Source organism: Rhodococcus sp. P3_B8, from assembly GCF_056402775.1.
This window is the reverse complement of record NZ_JBFUGT010000141.1, coordinates 1-16,199: the sequence shown is the minus strand read 5'-3', so window position 1 is coordinate 16,199 and position 16,199 is coordinate 1. Positions and strand designations below refer to the sequence as shown.

The 16,199-nt window shown below is 66.0% G+C and carries 14 protein-coding genes and 3 pseudogenes; 5 read left to right on the top strand and 12 right to left on the bottom strand.

The features are described 5' to 3' along the window. Positions 1-312: 312 nt before the first annotated feature. The 6 genes from AC1D1G_RS28980 to AC1D1G_RS28955 all read right to left on the bottom strand — a co-directional run bounded on the left by AC1D1G_RS28980 (position 313) and on the right by AC1D1G_RS28955 (position 5,112). Entirely contained in the window at positions 313-1,341 is a 1,029-nt protein-coding gene (locus AC1D1G_RS28980) for a hypothetical protein (protein ID WP_477954754.1), read from the bottom strand. Between the two features lie 275 nt (positions 1,342-1,616). Further along, positions 1,617-2,276, bottom strand: coding sequence for a hypothetical protein (locus tag AC1D1G_RS28975; protein WP_477954753.1), 660 nt, complete (start codon positions 2,274-2,276; stop codon positions 1,617-1,619). A gap of 203 nt (positions 2,277-2,479) precedes the next feature. After that, a complete protein-coding gene (locus tag AC1D1G_RS28970) occupies positions 2,480-2,845 on the bottom strand; it encodes a type II toxin-antitoxin system HicB family antitoxin (RefSeq protein ID WP_477954751.1) in 366 nt (121 codons plus the stop codon). 478 nt (positions 2,846-3,323) lie between these two features. Continuing rightward, complete coding sequence (locus AC1D1G_RS28965; protein ID WP_095867680.1) at positions 3,324-3,680, bottom strand: type II toxin-antitoxin system PemK/MazF family toxin; 357 nt, start codon at positions 3,678-3,680, stop codon at positions 3,324-3,326. Continuing rightward, complete coding sequence (locus AC1D1G_RS28960; protein ID WP_037232310.1) at positions 3,677-3,889, bottom strand: ribbon-helix-helix domain-containing protein; 213 nt, start codon at positions 3,887-3,889, stop codon at positions 3,677-3,679. Before AC1D1G_RS28960 ends, AC1D1G_RS28965 begins: the two co-directional genes overlap by 4 nt. A 446-nt stretch (positions 3,890-4,335) precedes the next feature. After that, complete coding sequence (locus AC1D1G_RS28955; protein WP_477954750.1) at positions 4,336-5,112, bottom strand: VOC family protein; 777 nt, start codon at positions 5,110-5,112, stop codon at positions 4,336-4,338. Between the two features lie 1,356 nt (positions 5,113-6,468). Between AC1D1G_RS28955 and AC1D1G_RS28950 the strand changes: the two genes are divergently transcribed. Both AC1D1G_RS28950 and AC1D1G_RS28945 read left to right on the top strand, forming a co-directional pair. Further along, positions 6,469-7,119, top strand: coding sequence for a hypothetical protein (locus AC1D1G_RS28950; protein WP_477954749.1), 651 nt, complete (start codon positions 6,469-6,471; stop codon positions 7,117-7,119). 257 nt (positions 7,120-7,376) lie between these two features. Next, positions 7,377-7,528: pseudogene (locus AC1D1G_RS28945) on the top strand (IS3 family transposase); the annotation flags it as partial. Between the two features lie 116 nt (positions 7,529-7,644). Here the strand turns inward: AC1D1G_RS28945 and AC1D1G_RS28940 are convergent. The 3 genes from AC1D1G_RS28940 to AC1D1G_RS28930 form a co-directional block, all read right to left on the bottom strand. Further along, positions 7,645-7,899: a type II toxin-antitoxin system RelE family toxin gene (locus AC1D1G_RS28940; RefSeq protein ID WP_477954755.1), complete on the bottom strand. Its 255-nt coding sequence runs from the start codon at positions 7,897-7,899 to the stop codon at positions 7,645-7,647. A 29-nt stretch (positions 7,900-7,928) separates the two neighbouring features. Next, entirely contained in the window at positions 7,929-8,219 is a 291-nt protein-coding gene (locus AC1D1G_RS28935; protein ID WP_477954748.1) for a type II toxin-antitoxin system Phd/YefM family antitoxin, read from the bottom strand. A gap of 548 nt (positions 8,220-8,767) precedes the next feature. Beyond that, a complete protein-coding gene (locus AC1D1G_RS28930) occupies positions 8,768-8,926 on the bottom strand; it encodes a DUF6308 family protein (protein WP_477954747.1) in 159 nt (52 codons plus the stop codon). A gap of 513 nt (positions 8,927-9,439) precedes the next feature. On the opposite strand from AC1D1G_RS28930, the gene AC1D1G_RS28925 reads away from it, so the two are divergent. The 3 genes from AC1D1G_RS28925 to AC1D1G_RS28915 all read left to right on the top strand — a co-directional run bounded on the left by AC1D1G_RS28925 (position 9,440) and on the right by AC1D1G_RS28915 (position 11,144). Continuing rightward, positions 9,440-9,688, top strand: a complete 249-nt coding sequence (locus AC1D1G_RS28925; protein WP_477954746.1) for a type II toxin-antitoxin system Phd/YefM family antitoxin — start codon at positions 9,440-9,442, stop codon at positions 9,686-9,688. After that, positions 9,685-9,939: a Txe/YoeB family addiction module toxin gene (locus tag AC1D1G_RS28920; protein ID WP_280783238.1), complete on the top strand. Its 255-nt coding sequence runs from the start codon at positions 9,685-9,687 to the stop codon at positions 9,937-9,939. Before AC1D1G_RS28925 ends, AC1D1G_RS28920 begins: the two co-directional genes overlap by 4 nt. A 179-nt stretch (positions 9,940-10,118) precedes the next feature. Next, a complete protein-coding gene (locus AC1D1G_RS28915; RefSeq protein WP_477954745.1) occupies positions 10,119-11,144 on the top strand; it encodes a TniQ family protein in 1,026 nt (341 codons plus the stop codon). A 2,291-nt stretch (positions 11,145-13,435) separates the two neighbouring features. On the opposite strand, the pseudogene AC1D1G_RS28910 reads toward AC1D1G_RS28915, so the two are convergent. The 3 genes and pseudogenes from AC1D1G_RS28910 to AC1D1G_RS28900 form a co-directional block, all read right to left on the bottom strand. Next, positions 13,436-13,983, bottom strand: a pseudogene (locus AC1D1G_RS28910) (Lrp/AsnC family transcriptional regulator). A gap of 290 nt (positions 13,984-14,273) precedes the next feature. Then, positions 14,274-14,417, bottom strand: a pseudogene (locus tag AC1D1G_RS28905) (alpha/beta hydrolase); the annotation flags it as partial. 562 nt (positions 14,418-14,979) lie between these two features. Continuing rightward, on the bottom strand, positions 14,980-16,199 hold a 1,220-nt coding region (locus tag AC1D1G_RS28900), incomplete at its 5' end, for an NAD(P)/FAD-dependent oxidoreductase (protein WP_477954743.1).

Sequence of the window (16,199 nt, the reverse complement as noted above, 5' to 3'; positions counted from 1 at the left end):
CGGTGCACCGACCCCGCATCCAACAGCAACGCCTTCCCCACCTCCCGCGTGACCACCAGCTCCCCCGCCCGCGCGAGACGAGTGACCTGCCGGCCGGACACGCCCAGCTCGGCGGCCGCCGCCGACACCGACATCTCACCCATACACATATGGTCGCACCTGCGACTATATAACGCAATAAATGCAGTTCAGCGGACCTATTTAGCCGTTACCGACTGCGACCGGGCATTCCCGTCCGACACGTCCAGGACGCGACGACGTCGTCCACAGCCCAGCTCCGCCGCACGAGAGGCGGCATCGATCCGCACCACGTCAGCCACGCCAGGCTCCGTCCAGGATCGCCCGACGCAGGTGCTCGCCGGCCTCCGCCGCATCCGGGCCCGCGCTGGCAAGCACATCGTGCAACGCGATGATCGGATCGACCCGCACTGGCAGCACCTCGTCGACCGCGGCCGGATCGACCCGCGCCGTCGGTTGTGCCGCCGCGGCCGCGGTGCGCCACACAGTCGGGTCCTGCGGCACCGTCACCACCAGTGTGTACTCCGCATCGGTGGCCGGGGTGAAACCGGCCGCAGTGAAGTCCAACAACTCGCTGCTGTACAGCCCGGCCATCGCCGGCAACCGCCACGGCGCATACACATCCGCGGCCACATCCCCGGTCAGCACACACCCCACACCCTTCTCCGCGCACCATGTTGCGGCCGCCTCCGCCTGCCGCACCACCGGATCGAGTCCGTACCAGTACGTCGACACACCCCCCGGACCCGGATACTCCGCAAGCAACCCATCGAGGGCGTCGGCACGCTGCCCGATCACCCACCCACGGTCGGTGCGCGACGCGAACCGATGACCCCGCAACACATGCGAGACCGACTGCTGCGTGACCCGCAGAACCGCGGCCAGCTCGACCTGCGTCACCGGCTGCTCGGCCAACAACAGCAACCGTTCGACCGCCCACCGCGTCCACGACCGACGACCACGCCGCAAAGCCTGTACCTCCGACCCGGCCTCGGTCGACGCCGCGGTGTGGTCGATACCCCCGATGACGACACGACCCTCCTCGACCGCGATCAAATCCACCACCCCCTCCGCCGCGAGCCCCCGCAAATACGACGTCGCATGAGGGGTGACAAGCAGGAACCGGTCCTCGCGATGCCTTTCACGTAGGCCCTCGACGATGCTCGGGGTCGGCGGCCTCCCATACACCTTGACCTTCACCGCCACCGCGCCCCCACCAGGGACAACCAGCTCCAGATCAGTGGGCCCACCCGAGACGACCCGAACCTCGGCACGACGCAGCAACAGCAACGCACCCGACAACAACCGATCCGCCCGAGCCACACCCACCACCTCCTGCCCACCCACCGAACCGCGAATACAAACTAAAATACCACCGAGTACTTAAGTTTGTACAAGCGATTCTGCGTGTAGGCGTACACCCCGCGGCCATCGGCCACGAATCAACGCCGGCCCCCTCTGCGGTACCCATACCCACTCCTTCGCGCGGCCCCCAGCCGCGGCGCCTGAACTCGTCTCCGAGGGCCGGCGTCGGATGCACCACCGCCCTGCGCGAGGGTGGCGATGTTCGCCGGATTGCCGTTGTAGGCCCCCACCCCCTACATTCCCTGCTCGGCCACGCTGATCATGTTGTCGACGGCGACCTCGGTCAGATCGCCGTCCTCGAGGTCCTGCAACGGGGTTCGGCCGTCGAGGATGTCGGAGGGGGTGCGCCACCAGGACGTGACCCCCCACGGATCCTCGGCTGCCCCCAACTTGCTGTTCGCGTACGCCACGATCGGCCACACCCGGTGGTGCACCGTATCGAACTGAAACGCCGGATAGTGATAATCGGGGCGGCGCCCCAACGGCAAACCGAGCAACACACCCTCGTCCCGCAACTTCTTCACCAGGGTCCGCGATTCCCCCGCCCGCGGTGCCAGCACCCGGCCGGCCTCCCCGGCCTTGAGGGTGGCCACCTGCTCGAGCAACGACTGCCGCCGCTCCGCCGCCGCCGCCGCGAGGTCCCCGGCACGAGTTCCCACTGGGTCGGCGAACGCCTCATCGAGAATCAGCTTCGCGATCAGCGCCCACTCACCTCGCGGCGCATTCCGGGTCACGTACTCCACGAACTCGCCCGCCACCTCCACACCACGGCCCGCACCAGCGGGGCGGGCGGCGCTCAGCCGGTGACCACGCCCGGCAACCACCCGCGGCCCACCCCCGCTCTTCGCAGCCGGCGCCTTGATCACCTTCCGCCGCGTTCGATTCTCCCGCATCCCACACCTCCGATACGTGAAGTACGTATCAATAATCGTACTCCACGTACATCCTGTCGGACAGGGCATCCCCGGCGAGGCCTTCCCGTCACGCCCGCCCCAGGTGGCTCGTGGGATACACGGAACTGAGAATGTGCACCAGCTGACCGCCGATGATGCGGTCGTCCTGCCCCGTCACGGGCGTCGGCGATATCCTCCCGGCCTCACCCCGGCGTTGCGTCGCCTCCGGCGTGGTCGCTGGCGGGAGCGGAGAGTTTCTGGTTGACCAGCAGATTCAATGAGACACCCTGCTCCTCGGCCTCGATCGCCAGTGTGCGGTGCACCCGTGGTGAGGTTCGCACGGTGAAGGTGCCGCTGTAGGAGCGGTCCGCGATCGGCACGGGCGGGCGTTCCCCGGTGCTCGCCATGTCGTCGAGGACCTCTCGGACGACGGTGACGATGCCGTCGAGGGCCTCGTTCTGGGTGTCGGCGAGCCAGGACAGGGAGCGGAATTCGGCGACGGTGCCGACGAACTCGCCGTCCGGTTCCGACCAGGTCACCCGGTAGGTGTGATGCGACGGGTCAGCCATTGCCCGCCTCCTTCACGCCCTTGCCGTCGACGGAGATGGCGTGGTCGACCCCGGGAGCACTCGGCCGTGCCACCTTGTCTTGTCGGACACGCCCTGTGGACTGACAGGAATCCCCGCGGAGTTGCGCCTGCCCCGACCTACAGGATGGTATCACCGGCGATACCAATTTCGAAGTGAGCAGCAGGTAAGTCGTGGGTCTCACCCTGGCGCTTGTGGTATCGCCACCGAGCCCCGGGATCTCCGACGCGATCGGCGTCCCTGGCGTCACGGCGCATCTCATGGTCCTTGACCGCTTGTCACGGTCCTCCCAGACCGGGGCCCGGGCGAGAAGAGAGAAGAGTTGAGAGCGCTGCGCCTCTCGCGGACTTCTCCGAGTTCACCGTGGGCAGGACCGCGCGGCGGGATCGGAACGGCCGCCGCGAAAGTGCGACGGGTGCCCCCCCTGATGAACCCGTCAGACCGACCCAGGGGACGCGACTCAGTGCAGATCGAGATGCAGCCGCAGAGCTTCCTCGAGCGCGGCAAGCGTTCTCGTCGAAAGCTTCCCGACCGGGTCACCGTCGAGATGACGCACCGACACCGAACGAACCTGTTCCGCTTGAGCCTTCGACTCACGCGGCATACCCGATTCGTCAGGTTCGACGAGAACCTGAAACGCGAACACATGTGCCGTGTTACTCGTCAACGGCACCACAGTGACCACCCCCTGACCGAGCCGCTCCGCCGTCGCATTGGCGCGATCATTACTCACCACAACAGCGGGTCGACGCTTGGCCGCTTCACTGCCCTGCGCCGGATCAAGATCAACCCAGTGCACCTGACCCCGGCGGATCATTCGCCATCTGCCGAAGTGACGTCCCAGTCGTCGTCGACACCACCCTCGACAAAAGCCGCCGCGTAATCGCGCTCGAGACCCACCTCCCCGAGCATCCGAACCGCGGCTCGAATCCCCGCCGACCGGCCACCCAGACCGTGGTCGCGGACGTACGCGTCGAGGACGCGAGCGTCCTCGTCGGGCAAACTGATCGTGAACCTCGTCGTCATACTGCAATCATACTCCAGTATGAACAGGCAGGAAGAGCCCGAACCAACCGCCGGCATCTCAGGCGGCCCACCACGATGCACGGATGCTCCGATGATGGCCAACCAGTCCACGTGCAGCGAAAACTCACCGCAAGGACGCCGATCCCACGCCCAGACAATCGCTCCACGAGTGAGAATTTCTCGTGAACGGCCGGCCGTTCCCTGACGCGCGCGTGCTGGCAGGCCCCTACTCGGGGTCCGTCACCACCTCGACAGGGCGTCGGTGGTTGGTCGCGGCAGGGGCAGCGCGGGCATCTCGGTCAGGGCGTTCATCGCACGACCGGGCTGATCGGGCCGCCGTCGAGCAGCGCTGCCGCCTCGTCCGAGCACCCCGGCTGGCGGCCCGCGATCACCCTCGGCGCCACCTCGCACGCACCAGCTGTAGGCGGGTAGCCCGACGGGAGCGTCTACCCCTGCGCGCCCGGCAGCGGGGAACCCACCGTGAACGTCGCACCGAACGGATCGGCGACATCGGCGGTCCGCCCGTACGGCATGTCCGTCGGATCGTCCGCGGTGCCCCCGTTCGCCCGCGCGGCGGCGACGGCCGCGTCGGTATCGACGACCTGGAAGAGCGTGCCCCAGGCGGACGCCGATGCGGACGGGTCGCCCACGATGCCACCGATCTCGTGCCCATCCGGTCTGCGCAGAAAGGTGAAGTCCACGCCGGGCAGGTCGTCGTTCCCGTCCAGCGTGAAGTCGAACACCGCCGCGTAGAACTCCCGCGCCGGACCGGGATTCGGGGTCACCAAGTCGTTGCGCAACAACGTGTTCGGCTCGTTCACGAGCTCGCAGCCGACGTGTGCCCGCCCCTGCCACAGGCCGAACTGCGCCCCGGACGGATCCCGCACCATCGCCATCCGACCCTGGTCGGCGATGTCCATCGGCTCCATCAGCAGTGCGCCGCCCGCGGCGGCGGACCGAGCGACCGTCGCATCGAGATCGTCGGTCGCCAGGTAGACGTTCCACCAGAACTCGGTGGCGTTCTCGTCGGGATTCGGCATCAGCGCGGCGACCTTCCTGCCGCCGAGCAGACACATCGTGTACCGCCCGTACTCCTCGGGCCCGACGTCGAATTCCCAACCGAAGACCGCCCCGTAGAAGGACATCGCCCGGTCGAGATCCGGGATGCCCAGGTCGATCCAGGTGGGGGTGCCGAGTGACTGATTCGTCGTGACCGCGCTCATCGCTGCTCCTCAGCTGCCGGGTACCCACTCGACGCTAGCCCGCGGCACCGACATTCGACGGCAGAGCCACCGGATTCGCTGTCGCGCTCCGCGAACCGACGGCACCTCCCGTTCGGTCCGCGTTTCGCCACGAGCACACCACTGAATGACACACTGCGCTCCTGACCGCCGCCGGCCCATTCGCGACCGCTGGGACGGACTCGAAGCCAGATCGCAGATCGCTGCTCGGCCACGGTCCCGCCACACTGGTCCGCGGCCGCCTACTGCTCGCCTCGCTCGCGGCCACGCCTCGACTGCGCGAGGACGCAGTCCGGTACTACCTCGCCGACGACTTCGCACACTGGCTCGAACACGTACCAGACCGCCCACCCCGGCCCCCGGTCGACGACGGCGCCTGAACACCGGACGCCGACGAGTACCCGGCACGGTCCCAGCAACACCGCCGCCGGTTGTCATCACCCGGCCGGGTCGGCACCCTCAGGTATCGCAGAATTCTATTGTTCCTCACCCGAACCCAGCGGACGCCGCGCGCAACAGTTCCAGCCACTGACGTTGTTCGGAGCTCAGGTCGATAGTGAGTTGCCTGCCGTGAAGTTCCTGGTACACGCACGTGAGGACAGATGGCTCAGAGTACGTTGTCGTTGCCCGATTCCGGCGACCTCCACCTCGTCTCCGGCCCCCGAACCACCCCCACCGTCTTCGTGGTCGATTGGCACGCGACCGGACTGGCCCTCGCCGGTGTCGTCCTCGCCGCCGGCGGCGTCTGGCTCCGGTGGCGATCGCCGCGACGAGCGAGCGTAGGGGACGTCTATCTCCGCTGTCCAGATGGCACTACTCGTCCGGGTCAGGACTCGACCGGGACCAACCGCTCCAGGCCGGCAGGGCAGGGGAACTGCCCCGGGGACGTCGCCGCGCATCGACTCGATCACCGCGTCCTCGCCGTCGACGCATGCTCGTGCGGATGGATCTGGCGGAGATCGTCGACCAGAGGCTCTCACCGAGCACTACGCCGCCCACTGCATGCCCTGCCCGCCACCGGAATCGCTCCACAGCTCCCCCCATCCGCCCCGTCGGAAGCCGAGGTGTGCACGGGCAGAGTTGGCGGCAAGAGCGCTTCTGGTGTCGAGGACAGACATGCCCACCCTTCGGTGTTGCACCAAATTTGCACACCACTGTGGAAGCCCCGATCCGACAGCGAGCGCACCCCGGAAACTGTCAGCGCCCGATCCAGCACGCGTCGCCGAACCCGCAATCCGGTCCGGCGCGGCGTTCATTCCCGTCGCCTGCCGCCGCCGCACCATGGGCGAACTGGTAGACAGACCAGATGTGGTGGAACGCTCTGATCAGGAGGCCCCGATGCCACGACCATCATCATGGGTGAGGACGACGGCCTCCGCCCTCGGCGAGGAGCTGGCACGGATCGGTCTGACCCTCCCCGCCGACCGACTCGAGGACCTACTCACCGACCGAGTCGCCGCCGTGGCAGAGCGGATGCACATCACCGAACGCACCGCCCGCCGGTACTTCGATCATCACGCACTGCGCACCCTCGCCCGTGAACTGGCCCTGCGCATCAAAGATGAGGCACCCGGCGCCGACCTGCTGACACTGCCCCGCACCATCACCATGCCCCTGCCCACCCTCGGTGCGACAATCGCCGCCCTCGTCGAGGTCGCCGCCCTCACCGGCGCCAACACCGGTCCCGACGAGCCGACGACAGCGATGTCGATGATCTCCACCCTCGGCGTCCTGACCAGAGAACACGACGGCAACCTTCCCACAGTATTTGTGCCGGAGCCGCTCGTCGTCCGAGCGGTACGGATCATCGACAACACCGCCGACCTCGTACACCAAGGCTGCACACTCCCACCAGGCGTCGCCGAGGACGTACGCCCCCACCTGCGGAAGGCACTGAGCGACGACGCCGCCCGGCTACGGGCACTGATCCCCGACACCGGCCGACGGACCGGCCCGGGCCTGTGGGCGGTCCCCGACGATCCCCGGTGAACACCGCGACTGCCCCGAAGGCGTTCGTGTCGCAGAAACGAAGGAGAAACGAGATCTTCTGGGTAGTGGCTTCGGTGTCCTCGGCCGGTTTGCTCTCGGACAGGTTGAGCGTGGGCAGCCCGTACTCGCCGGTCGGTGTGGTCCCGGTGACCACACCACCGCCCGTCGAAGTCAACGCTGCCGCCCGTGCCGATGGACGTCACCCATTCCGCGCCTCTTTCATTGTCGAGGTGTTGCGTCGACCGGGTGAACCTGGTCGGTTCCGTTCCGAAATGTTCGTAGAATTGTTGGCCTGCAATGGCTTACGAGTATCTATGGAAAGGTTGGGGCATGCGGTGACAATGCGGCGATGGAATCGTTCTTCGCGTTGCTGCAACGCAATGTCCTCGACCGTGGCCGCTGGAGCAGCCCATCATCCGCAACACGCCTCCCGATCACATCCGGGACCCGACATATTCCCAGATCAGAGCATTCACCCAGGCCACGGCTCTACCCTGTCCATCCTGCGACACTCGCCGTCTCACGTCAGGACGAGGACCGATAGGTGTCCGCGCGGTGAGAGATCGCGGTGACCTCGACCGTACGATTCGCGTCGTTGATCAGATACAGCACCCGGTACGTACCCCGGCGGGCGCTGTACGCCRGGGCGAGCGGTGGATCCAGAGGTTTCCCCACCCGCCGCGGATTCTCCAGCAGCGGACCCGTGACGAACTCGTACACCGCGGTCGCGACCTTCTCCGGCAACGACGTCGCCAACGCCCGCGCAGCCGACCGCGCCATCACCAACCGATACCCCTCGCCCCGCTCGCTCACTCCCCGGACGACCGAGCATTACGCATCAGCCGGGCCAGCTCCTGCGCATCGACGACATCCCCACCGTCGACCTCGGCCCGGCCGGCGAGATGCGCCGCCAGCAGATCCGTATCCGACAACACCGCGATCGTCTCCCGCAACGCGTCGTAGTCGTYGGCGCCCAGCAGGACCGCGGCGCGGTGCCCGTTGCGGGTGATCTCGAACCGCTCGTGCGTACGTTCGGCCTCATCGACCAGCCGCGACAGCTGCGCCCGGGCGTCGGCAACAGGAAGAGTCGTCATGTACATAATTCTAGCCTAAACTTGCACTCGACACCGCACCCGACAGATCGCCAACATCCGCTACAACCCTCCGGATCGAGCCCGGTTGCCGGACGAAGGAACCCCTCCGAAAACGTGATGTCACGCGCTGGAGATCGTCGCGTTCCGATCTCGCCCAGGCCAGATCCCCGTCGCGGCCGATGACGCCATTCCGGGCAACCGATGCAATCAGTGTCACGTGCACCCGATCATCATCCCTGACGGCGAGTCCCTAATGACATCTGAACGGTCACCGCAGAGCAGTACTGGTCTGTTGTGGTTGTTCGCAGCACGCGCTGCCGTGCTGGGGTGGTGGTCCGCCGGAACCGATGGATGTCTTGCCTGTCCCAGGGGACGTGCGATCCCTTCTGATAGATCGGCGCCGCGGGCGTGTCGGGACCACTACCCGCCTGCTGGTCGTCAATGGTGGCGGTTGTAGTCCAAGCCCGTCTGCACGGTGGACACCTCGTGTTTAGCGAGCCATGAGCTCTCCGACGAGGCCGGGACCCGTGTGGATCGCTGGGATCGTGAACGGCTCATCGGAGGGAAGGCCCATCAGACGCCCGTAGCGTCTCCCGGACCGGGTTCAGATGTGCACGCTCGGTGCCCAGGACCTCACTGACCACCGAAACCCAAATCGGATACAGCCTGGGGTGTTTACGTGCGAYCCGCTTCGATTGCCTCGTCCAGCCCACGTCCCGCAGGCCGCGCAGCGCCGTCTCCAGGTCCCCGGCGGGCCACCCAGGGGCGAGCGGTCCGGTTCGTCGAAACCAGGCCCCGATCCGGGCCCATCGCCGTCAGAAGGGCGTTCAGCGCCTCCGCCCTCCTGTCCAGGACTGCGAGGGCCGCGGTCGGTGGGACCTGCACCGACAGGGAACGTCACCCCGACCGGACATCCGCGGTGAACCGGGTCCGCCCCCACCGGTCGCCGGTGCTCGACCACGAGTCGAAGCCCGCCCCGACATAGGCGTCTTGCCCAGGCGTCGCCCGTGTGCGACGACGAAAGGGTTCCGAGCGCTCTCGGGAGCCGTTCGAGCCGTCCGACAGGAGGACGTTTGCACTGTTCCGAGCAATTCACGGTACACAGCGTCCTACACTAGTACGTAATTCGGTACATGTGCGGTAGTCTGTCGATACGAGAATCGAGTAAATCCCGGTCACGACCCGGGCGAACCCTCGCCCACAAGCAGGGAAAAGAGGTGACGAACATGTCCGCAATAACCGCAACCGAAGCCCGGAAGAACCTCTTCGGCCTGGTGTCCCAGGTCAACGAGGACCACACCAGCGTCGAGATCGTATCCAAGAACGGCAACGCCATCTTGCTGTCGAAGGACGACTACGACTCGATCATGGAAACCGCCTACCTACTCGCATCACCGGAGAACGCACGCCGGTTATTTCGTAGTTTGGAGGCGACCCGGCGCGGTGAATACACCGAACGGGAATTACTCGAGTGAACACCGCCTTCACCGACGACGGATGGGATGACTACACCTACTGGTCCACCACGGACCGCAAGGTCCTGAAGAAGATCAACGATCTCGTCAAGGACATAAAACGCCATCCGTTCGAGGGCATCGGGAAACCGGAACGCCTCCGCCACATGGAGGGCAACGTCTGGTCCCGTCGCATCACCCAGGAGCACCGCCTGGTTTACGTCGTCATCGACGACACCGTGATCATCCAGCAAGCCCGCTACCACTACTGACCACGACAGGCACCCTCACGTAACTCAACCGGCAGCCTCGACCAGCTCATCTACGAAGCCGCCAACGACGCCATCAGCGACGGCACCGAGAAGATCACCAAAACCCACCTGGACGCGGTACTGCTCGACGGCGCCGCGATGGCCCAGTTCGAGCCGCCCCGCGGCCGCAGGAGGGGCAGATGAGGATGTGGGAACAGCCCGCCCAGATCCTTCCCGTCCGCGTCCGCCCGGTCGCCGGCGAGACCGTGGTGTCCTTCGCCTTTCGGCTCGCCGACGTGAACGCGCTCACCCACCCCACCACACTGCTGCGGGCCCTGGGAGAACCGGCCGGCGCGCCCCCGACCCGATCATRGATCGACAAACATGACATCACGCTCAACCCGGCCGCGCTACACAGACTGGAAACCTTCACCGGCATCCCCGCCCCACGACTGCGCAAGGTACTGCCCACCCTGGCGCACACCACAATCCGGGCCGACCCCGGCAGAGGAAAGCCGATGATCCGGGGCCACCGGTCGGTCCAGCTGCGTGAGCACTGTGACGAGTGCATCGCACGACTACCCGGACACCCGCGCATCAGAGTCCGCGCCAAGGTCGCACCACAGATATGCCGACGGCACCGCCGATGGGTGAACACGACCCCACACCGGCCCCACCAGGTCGACCTGTCCAATACGGCCGGAATCATCAGGGCGCATCGCCGTTTCGACCGGCTGTGCTCGAGAACCGGTGACGGCGACTGGACACAGGGGCAGCTTCAGCACGCCGACTACATCGTTCGGGAATGGTCCAGGAGCCGCCCAAACCATGTCCACAAACATCTGCACGCGCGGTGGGACCAGCGGGAGACGGCGATGCAATCCGTCTCCGGACCGGAGACGGGCCTGCTCGTGCTGCCGGAGGCCGTCGCGCTCGCCGAAGTGCTCTGCGACCTCGAATGGCGTCGCCACGTCGCGATGGTCGACACGAACACCGAACTCGCCCGGTTCTACAGCCGAGTCGGCCGCCAACTCGGACAGTCACCGAACTTCGGCGACCGGATCGCCTGGACGGTCTACATCGATCCGCTCAAGAGCTGGGTCATCCAACACCGGCGCAACCACCAGAAGACCCGCGATGAGTTCTGGAGACGGGTCCGCACCCACTACCCCTTCAACCCATACATGAACCAAGCCATCTACCCATCAATTCGCCACTTCAAGTGAGAAACGATGACCAATGACGACACCACCCCCAACTGGCGAACCCCAGGTCAACCGACATCAACCTCGCCAGAACAAACGAGAAGGGACACGGTGCATCTGATGTCCACTCAGTGAATCTGATGCCGGTGTCCTGTGACAGAAGATCTTCCTTTTTGTCAATGAATCTTGCTTATCCCGGCTGTCTCGCCACTGTAGTTTGCTCGGTTCGAGTTCACCCCACCCTGGCCGGCAGGCCAGTTCGCAGGGCCGATGCGAATCACCGCAGCCTGCCGACGGTGCATGAGCAGACGGCAACACACGCCGGTTCAAGCAAGATTCACTGGCACACAGCGCCCGGCGGCCATGTCACCAACCCCCGAAACGCTGACAGGCACACCCGAATCCCGCCAGTCAAAATTCCTCGGCCCAGGTCACAGCTCCGCACCGAGGACAATCCCGTGTCACCGGACAGGCGGCGGTCAAACTGATGCCCGGCGCAGTGGATCTGATGCGGAGTTCCCTGACCAGCGCTCCGATGGCGCCTGCTGCGTTACCAGGAGAATCGCGACAACAGGCCGCCGTTCCATGTGCATCAGATTGGTCGAGCCCCGCGCGAAGAAGCCGACGCGGCCTATCTGATGCATCGCTGGTCAGAGCTTCGTTGCGGCATCAGTTTCACTGAGTCGGGACATGCTTTGTCCTGACTCGGTGAAGTTGGCGACGACTCAGTGAATCTGGCGAGTGCTGCGGTCTATCTGGCGGACGGCTCAGCGAACCTGGCGAATCCGAGGTGGTCACCCGCGATCGGGAATGAATCGAGGCACCGAGTTCCATGCTCGCCACGTTCTTTAACTCCGAAGTCGCCGCGGCGACTCAATAGACCTGGCGAACAGCAGGTACGGCCGCTGCGATCTCGCCAGATCCACTGAGCCAGGACAGCTTCCGCGTCCGGGGAGTACGGCGGATGTGTACCGTCCGCCAAGCGGAATGCCGTGGGACGCCTGCGAAAAAACTCCCACGTGAAGCGATGGGGGCACCACCTGCGGATAGGAGCACTGAAAGAACAATTTGCGGCTTCCGTGTCACACAGGCCCCCGTACCGGGATCCTCCTTCCGAGGAGGAGACCAATCAGCGGCAAGCCGTGCGCCCGCTTACACAACAGAGGAGCGGCGTGGACATGCCCACTGATCAGCGAGCAGCGAGCAGTGAGCAGTGAGCAGTGAGCAGGCGTTGACGTGGCATACGCATCGGCGAAGCCGATGCGTCTCACCCACGCATGGTTGATTTTGCCGGGTGCGCGATGGCGTGCGGTGATCTGCCATCTCTCCGTTGCCGACTGCGTGAATGCCATTGGCGCACATAATCTTAGAAACTGATGACCGACATCGAGTCCGATAACTCGTGCGCACCAACCATATTCACAACCTCTGGCGGCAGTCACCCCCTCACCTGCCGTCCAACGCCCCACGATCACGCACACCCGCGGCGGTGACGGCACCAGTAACAAGGCCTTCCCCACCCCGCCACCGGCGCCGAACCGCCACCCCCACAGAAAAACGAACGCATGTCCGATGAATTCGGACACCGACAACCCACATACCACCCGAACCCTGACGCACACCCACCCCACCCCGACCCGTGACCGCCGACCCCGCCACCGCGACCACCCACCCCGGCCGCCTCACCCCCACCCCCCGCCGCGGGCCCACACCGCAGAACTCAACCTCGACATCGACATCGACATCGACATCGACATTCCCCACCTACCACACGCACCACGGCACGCACCCCCACCGCCAACAACCTCGACTCCCCGAAAGATCACCCCACCACACCCGCCACCTACCGCATCCCCGACAACCAAGGGCCCGACCACACCATCGTCGACATCGCCCAAGACCCCGGGCGCCCAGGACTACCCCACAGGCCTCGGCTCCTCCACACCCCTGCCGTCACAGCCGGCGACGACCAGTGGACCGGCCACCGACCCGTACCCAACAAAGCCCTCACCGCAGCCTGACAGCGCCGACCTCACCGCCCCGCACACCGCCACCGACGGTGCACCGAGGAAGCCGGCACCAACCCGCGAACGCATCCCCGACGACGCCTTCCGCCGCCCCCACACCGGGGGAAGCCGACCAAGCCCGCACCACAACGCCACAACGACCCCGACAACTACCGCATCCACCGCCCGCCCCCCACAACAGGACGCGCGAGCAGCGCCAGGACAACGACACGCCAACCACCGGCAAGAACAACCTCCGACCGACGCACCTGATCACATCCATCGCCAAGCAGCTCCGGCTCCCCCTCAACGGCCCGAAGACTGCTCGACCCGAAGCGATCGCAGCCGCGGACGCACATGCTCGAAGATCAGGATGGTCTCCGTCGAGGCCACCGCAGGATGCGCGCTGAGGTGATCGAGAACGAAACGCCTCAACTCCTCACTGCTCGCAGTGGCGACGTGAACRAGATAGTCATCGGCACCGGCGATGAAGTACACGTTCAACACCTCACCCACGGTGGCGAGCTGCTCGGCGAGCTGCCCCAGATGCCGCCGCGCACCAGCCTGCACACGAACCGCGATCACCGCCTGCAGGYCCCAGCCGAGGGCAGCCGGATCGATATCGGCATGGAAGCCCCCGATCACCCCACGATCGACCAACGAACGCACMCGRCCCAGACAGGTCGACGGAGCGATACCCGCCAAAGCAGCCAGGGCATTGTTCGGGATACGCGCATCCCGAACAAAGCTGATCGAAAAAGGACCCGATCGACGTCATCGATCCGCACCCCCGCCCGAACACCATCCGCTCCCGAGCCAACCGAACACGGCCCGCCCTCAACATTCTTCTTCACCGGCTCAGCCCAAAGAATCTTCTTCTCTCCACTCGGCCACCTTGCGCCGCATGCCCACAATTGATACCTGYCAGTCGAATCACTGATCGTGAACCCCGGACAACCACCTCCCCAACACCAAGATCGTGGCCCCTCGGCATGACCGGACAGGCCCACCATCACCAGCCCCCAGCCCCCCACTCCCCACCCACGCCACCGCCTCGCCGCCATCGGAACCCGCGATGGGCCGTGCGCCACCAAAACCCTCCCCCACACGAACGCCGACATCACCGTGACCGACCACACCACGTCGACGGGAATGTCACGTCCCCGTAGTCCAGTCCGACCTCATTCGGTCGCCGCAACATCGGTGCCCGCCGTCCCGCGGTCGTTCCCGTGGTCCCCAACGCTACGAAGTTGTCGAACGCYGCCTGGGCCTCGTTCTCATCAGCCACGGGGTGCACCTTCCCTTCCGGCGCCTGGGCGCCATACCGGGACCTCCCCCGCAGCGGCACAACAATTCTGCCTCGAACCGAGCACCCCTTGCGACGAAGCTCAACCACCCCCGCAGTGTTCCCCTCACCCACCGGCAGATCCGGGCACCGTCCACCCACCCCTCCAGCCGGCGCGGCCACGAAGTCCGGCAGATGTGCGCTTGCSGGAGGGACCGCTCCGACCGCGATTGCRCTCGGAAGACCTCTTCGGAAACCTCGAAGAATGGGCGTCGACGGACCAACTCCTAGCGACCAGCCCGCCATCCGCATCACCGCAGGAACGCTCGACGGCGCACAGGAAGGTGAGCTGCCATCCATCATGTTGGCAAACGCGTGCGAGCTGTATCGAGACGCCGGCTGCCCGATGAAACCTGCGTCGCGATACAGCTCGCAGGCATTCGCCAGCATCATGTCTTCGAGGTTTCCAAAGAGGTCCGCCGGCCGCAATCGCGATAGCGCCTTCGGGAAGATGGGCTGGCAGTCACACGGTGGCCCCCGTACGGACACCGAAGTCGGTTTCGTGTCAGCTCGCCCGCGCGACGTCGGCTTCCGTGTCCTCGATGCGGCGTTCGAGGTAGCGCAGTTGCGCGATCGCGTTGCGGGCAGTGATCTGCTGGTGGGTGTTGGTCAGTTGACCGCGCCAGGTGCCGAGGAAGGTCCAGGCCCACGACAGCAGGGTCGCGAGGCGGCTGCGGAAGCCGACGACATAGACGACGTGCACGGCCAGCCACATGATCCACGCGAGGAAACCGGTCAGCTCGAGGCCGCCGATCTTGGCGACCGCGTTGAATCGGCAAATGGTTGCCATCGAGCCCTTGTCGCGGTACCGGAAGGGGTTCCGTTCCGGTACCGGGCGTCCCTTGGCTGCGGCGGTGACCTCGGCGGCGATCTGTTTCGCGGCGTAACGGCCCCCTTGGATCGCGACCTGGGCGACGCCGGGCAGACGATCGCGCGACATCATGTCGCCGACAACGAACACATTCGGATTGCCCGGCAGGGTGAGGTCTTCGTCGACGGCCACGCGGCCTGCGCGGTCGATGTCGGCGCCGGACTGTTCGGCGAGCTGGCGACCGAGGGGACTCGCGGCCACCCCCGCGGACCAGACCTTGCAGGCGGATTCGATGCGGTGCTCGATGCCGTCGGTGTCGCGAACGGTTAGTCCGTGGGCGTCGACGTCGGTCACCGACGCACCCAGCCGCACCTCGACGCCCAGCTTTTCGAGGGTTTCCGCCGCCTCGGAGCCGAGGTTGTCCCCGAACGGCGGCAGTACCGTCGAGGCGGCGTCGAGCAGGACGATCCGCGCATCCCGGGGATCGAAGTTGGAGTACGCCCCGACGAGTGTGCGGTGTGCGAGTTCGGCGATCTGGCCGGCCATCTCGACGCCGGTGGGGCCGGCACCGACGACGACGAAGGTGAGTAGGCGTGCCCGCTCCCGCGGGTCGGTGATGACCTCTGCCTGCTCGAACGCGCCGAGGATCCGGCCGCGGAGTTCGAGGGCGTCGTCGATCGTCTTCGTGCCGGGTGCGTGTTCGGCGAAGTGGTCGTTGCCGAAATAGGACTGCTGCGCCCCGGCGGAGACGATGAGGCTGTCGTATCCGGTGACGGTGATCTGCCCGAGGTGTTCGGACGTCACCGTACGTTCGGTCAGGTCGATCGTGATGACGTCGCCGAGTCGGACGGCGGCGTTGGCTTGATCCTTGAGGATCAACCGCGTCGAGGGGGCGATCTCGCCTTCGGAGAGGA

Bases quoted from the DNA above. Each gene is read 5' to 3' on its own strand.
- AC1D1G_RS28950 (WP_477954749.1), top strand. From the start codon at position 6,469: ATGCCACGACCATCATCATGGGTGAGGACGACGGCCTCCGCCCTCGGC.
- AC1D1G_RS28975 (WP_477954753.1), bottom strand. From the start codon at position 2,276: ATGCGGGAGAATCGAACGCGGCGGAAGGTGATCAAGGCGCCGGCTGCG.
- AC1D1G_RS28955 (WP_477954750.1), bottom strand. From the start codon at position 5,112: ATGAGCGCGGTCACGACGAATCAGTCACTCGGCACCCCCACCTGGATC.
- AC1D1G_RS28960 (WP_037232310.1), bottom strand. From the start codon at position 3,889: ATGACGACGAGGTTCACGATCAGTTTGCCCGACGAGGACGCTCGCGTC.
- AC1D1G_RS28970 (WP_477954751.1), bottom strand. From the start codon at position 2,845: ATGGCTGACCCGTCGCATCACACCTACCGGGTGACCTGGTCGGAACCG.
- AC1D1G_RS28925 (WP_477954746.1), top strand. From the start codon at position 9,440: ATGTCCGCAATAACCGCAACCGAAGCCCGGAAGAACCTCTTCGGCCTG.
- AC1D1G_RS28965 (WP_095867680.1), bottom strand. From the start codon at position 3,680: ATGATCCGCCGGGGTCAGGTGCACTGGGTTGATCTTGATCCGGCGCAG.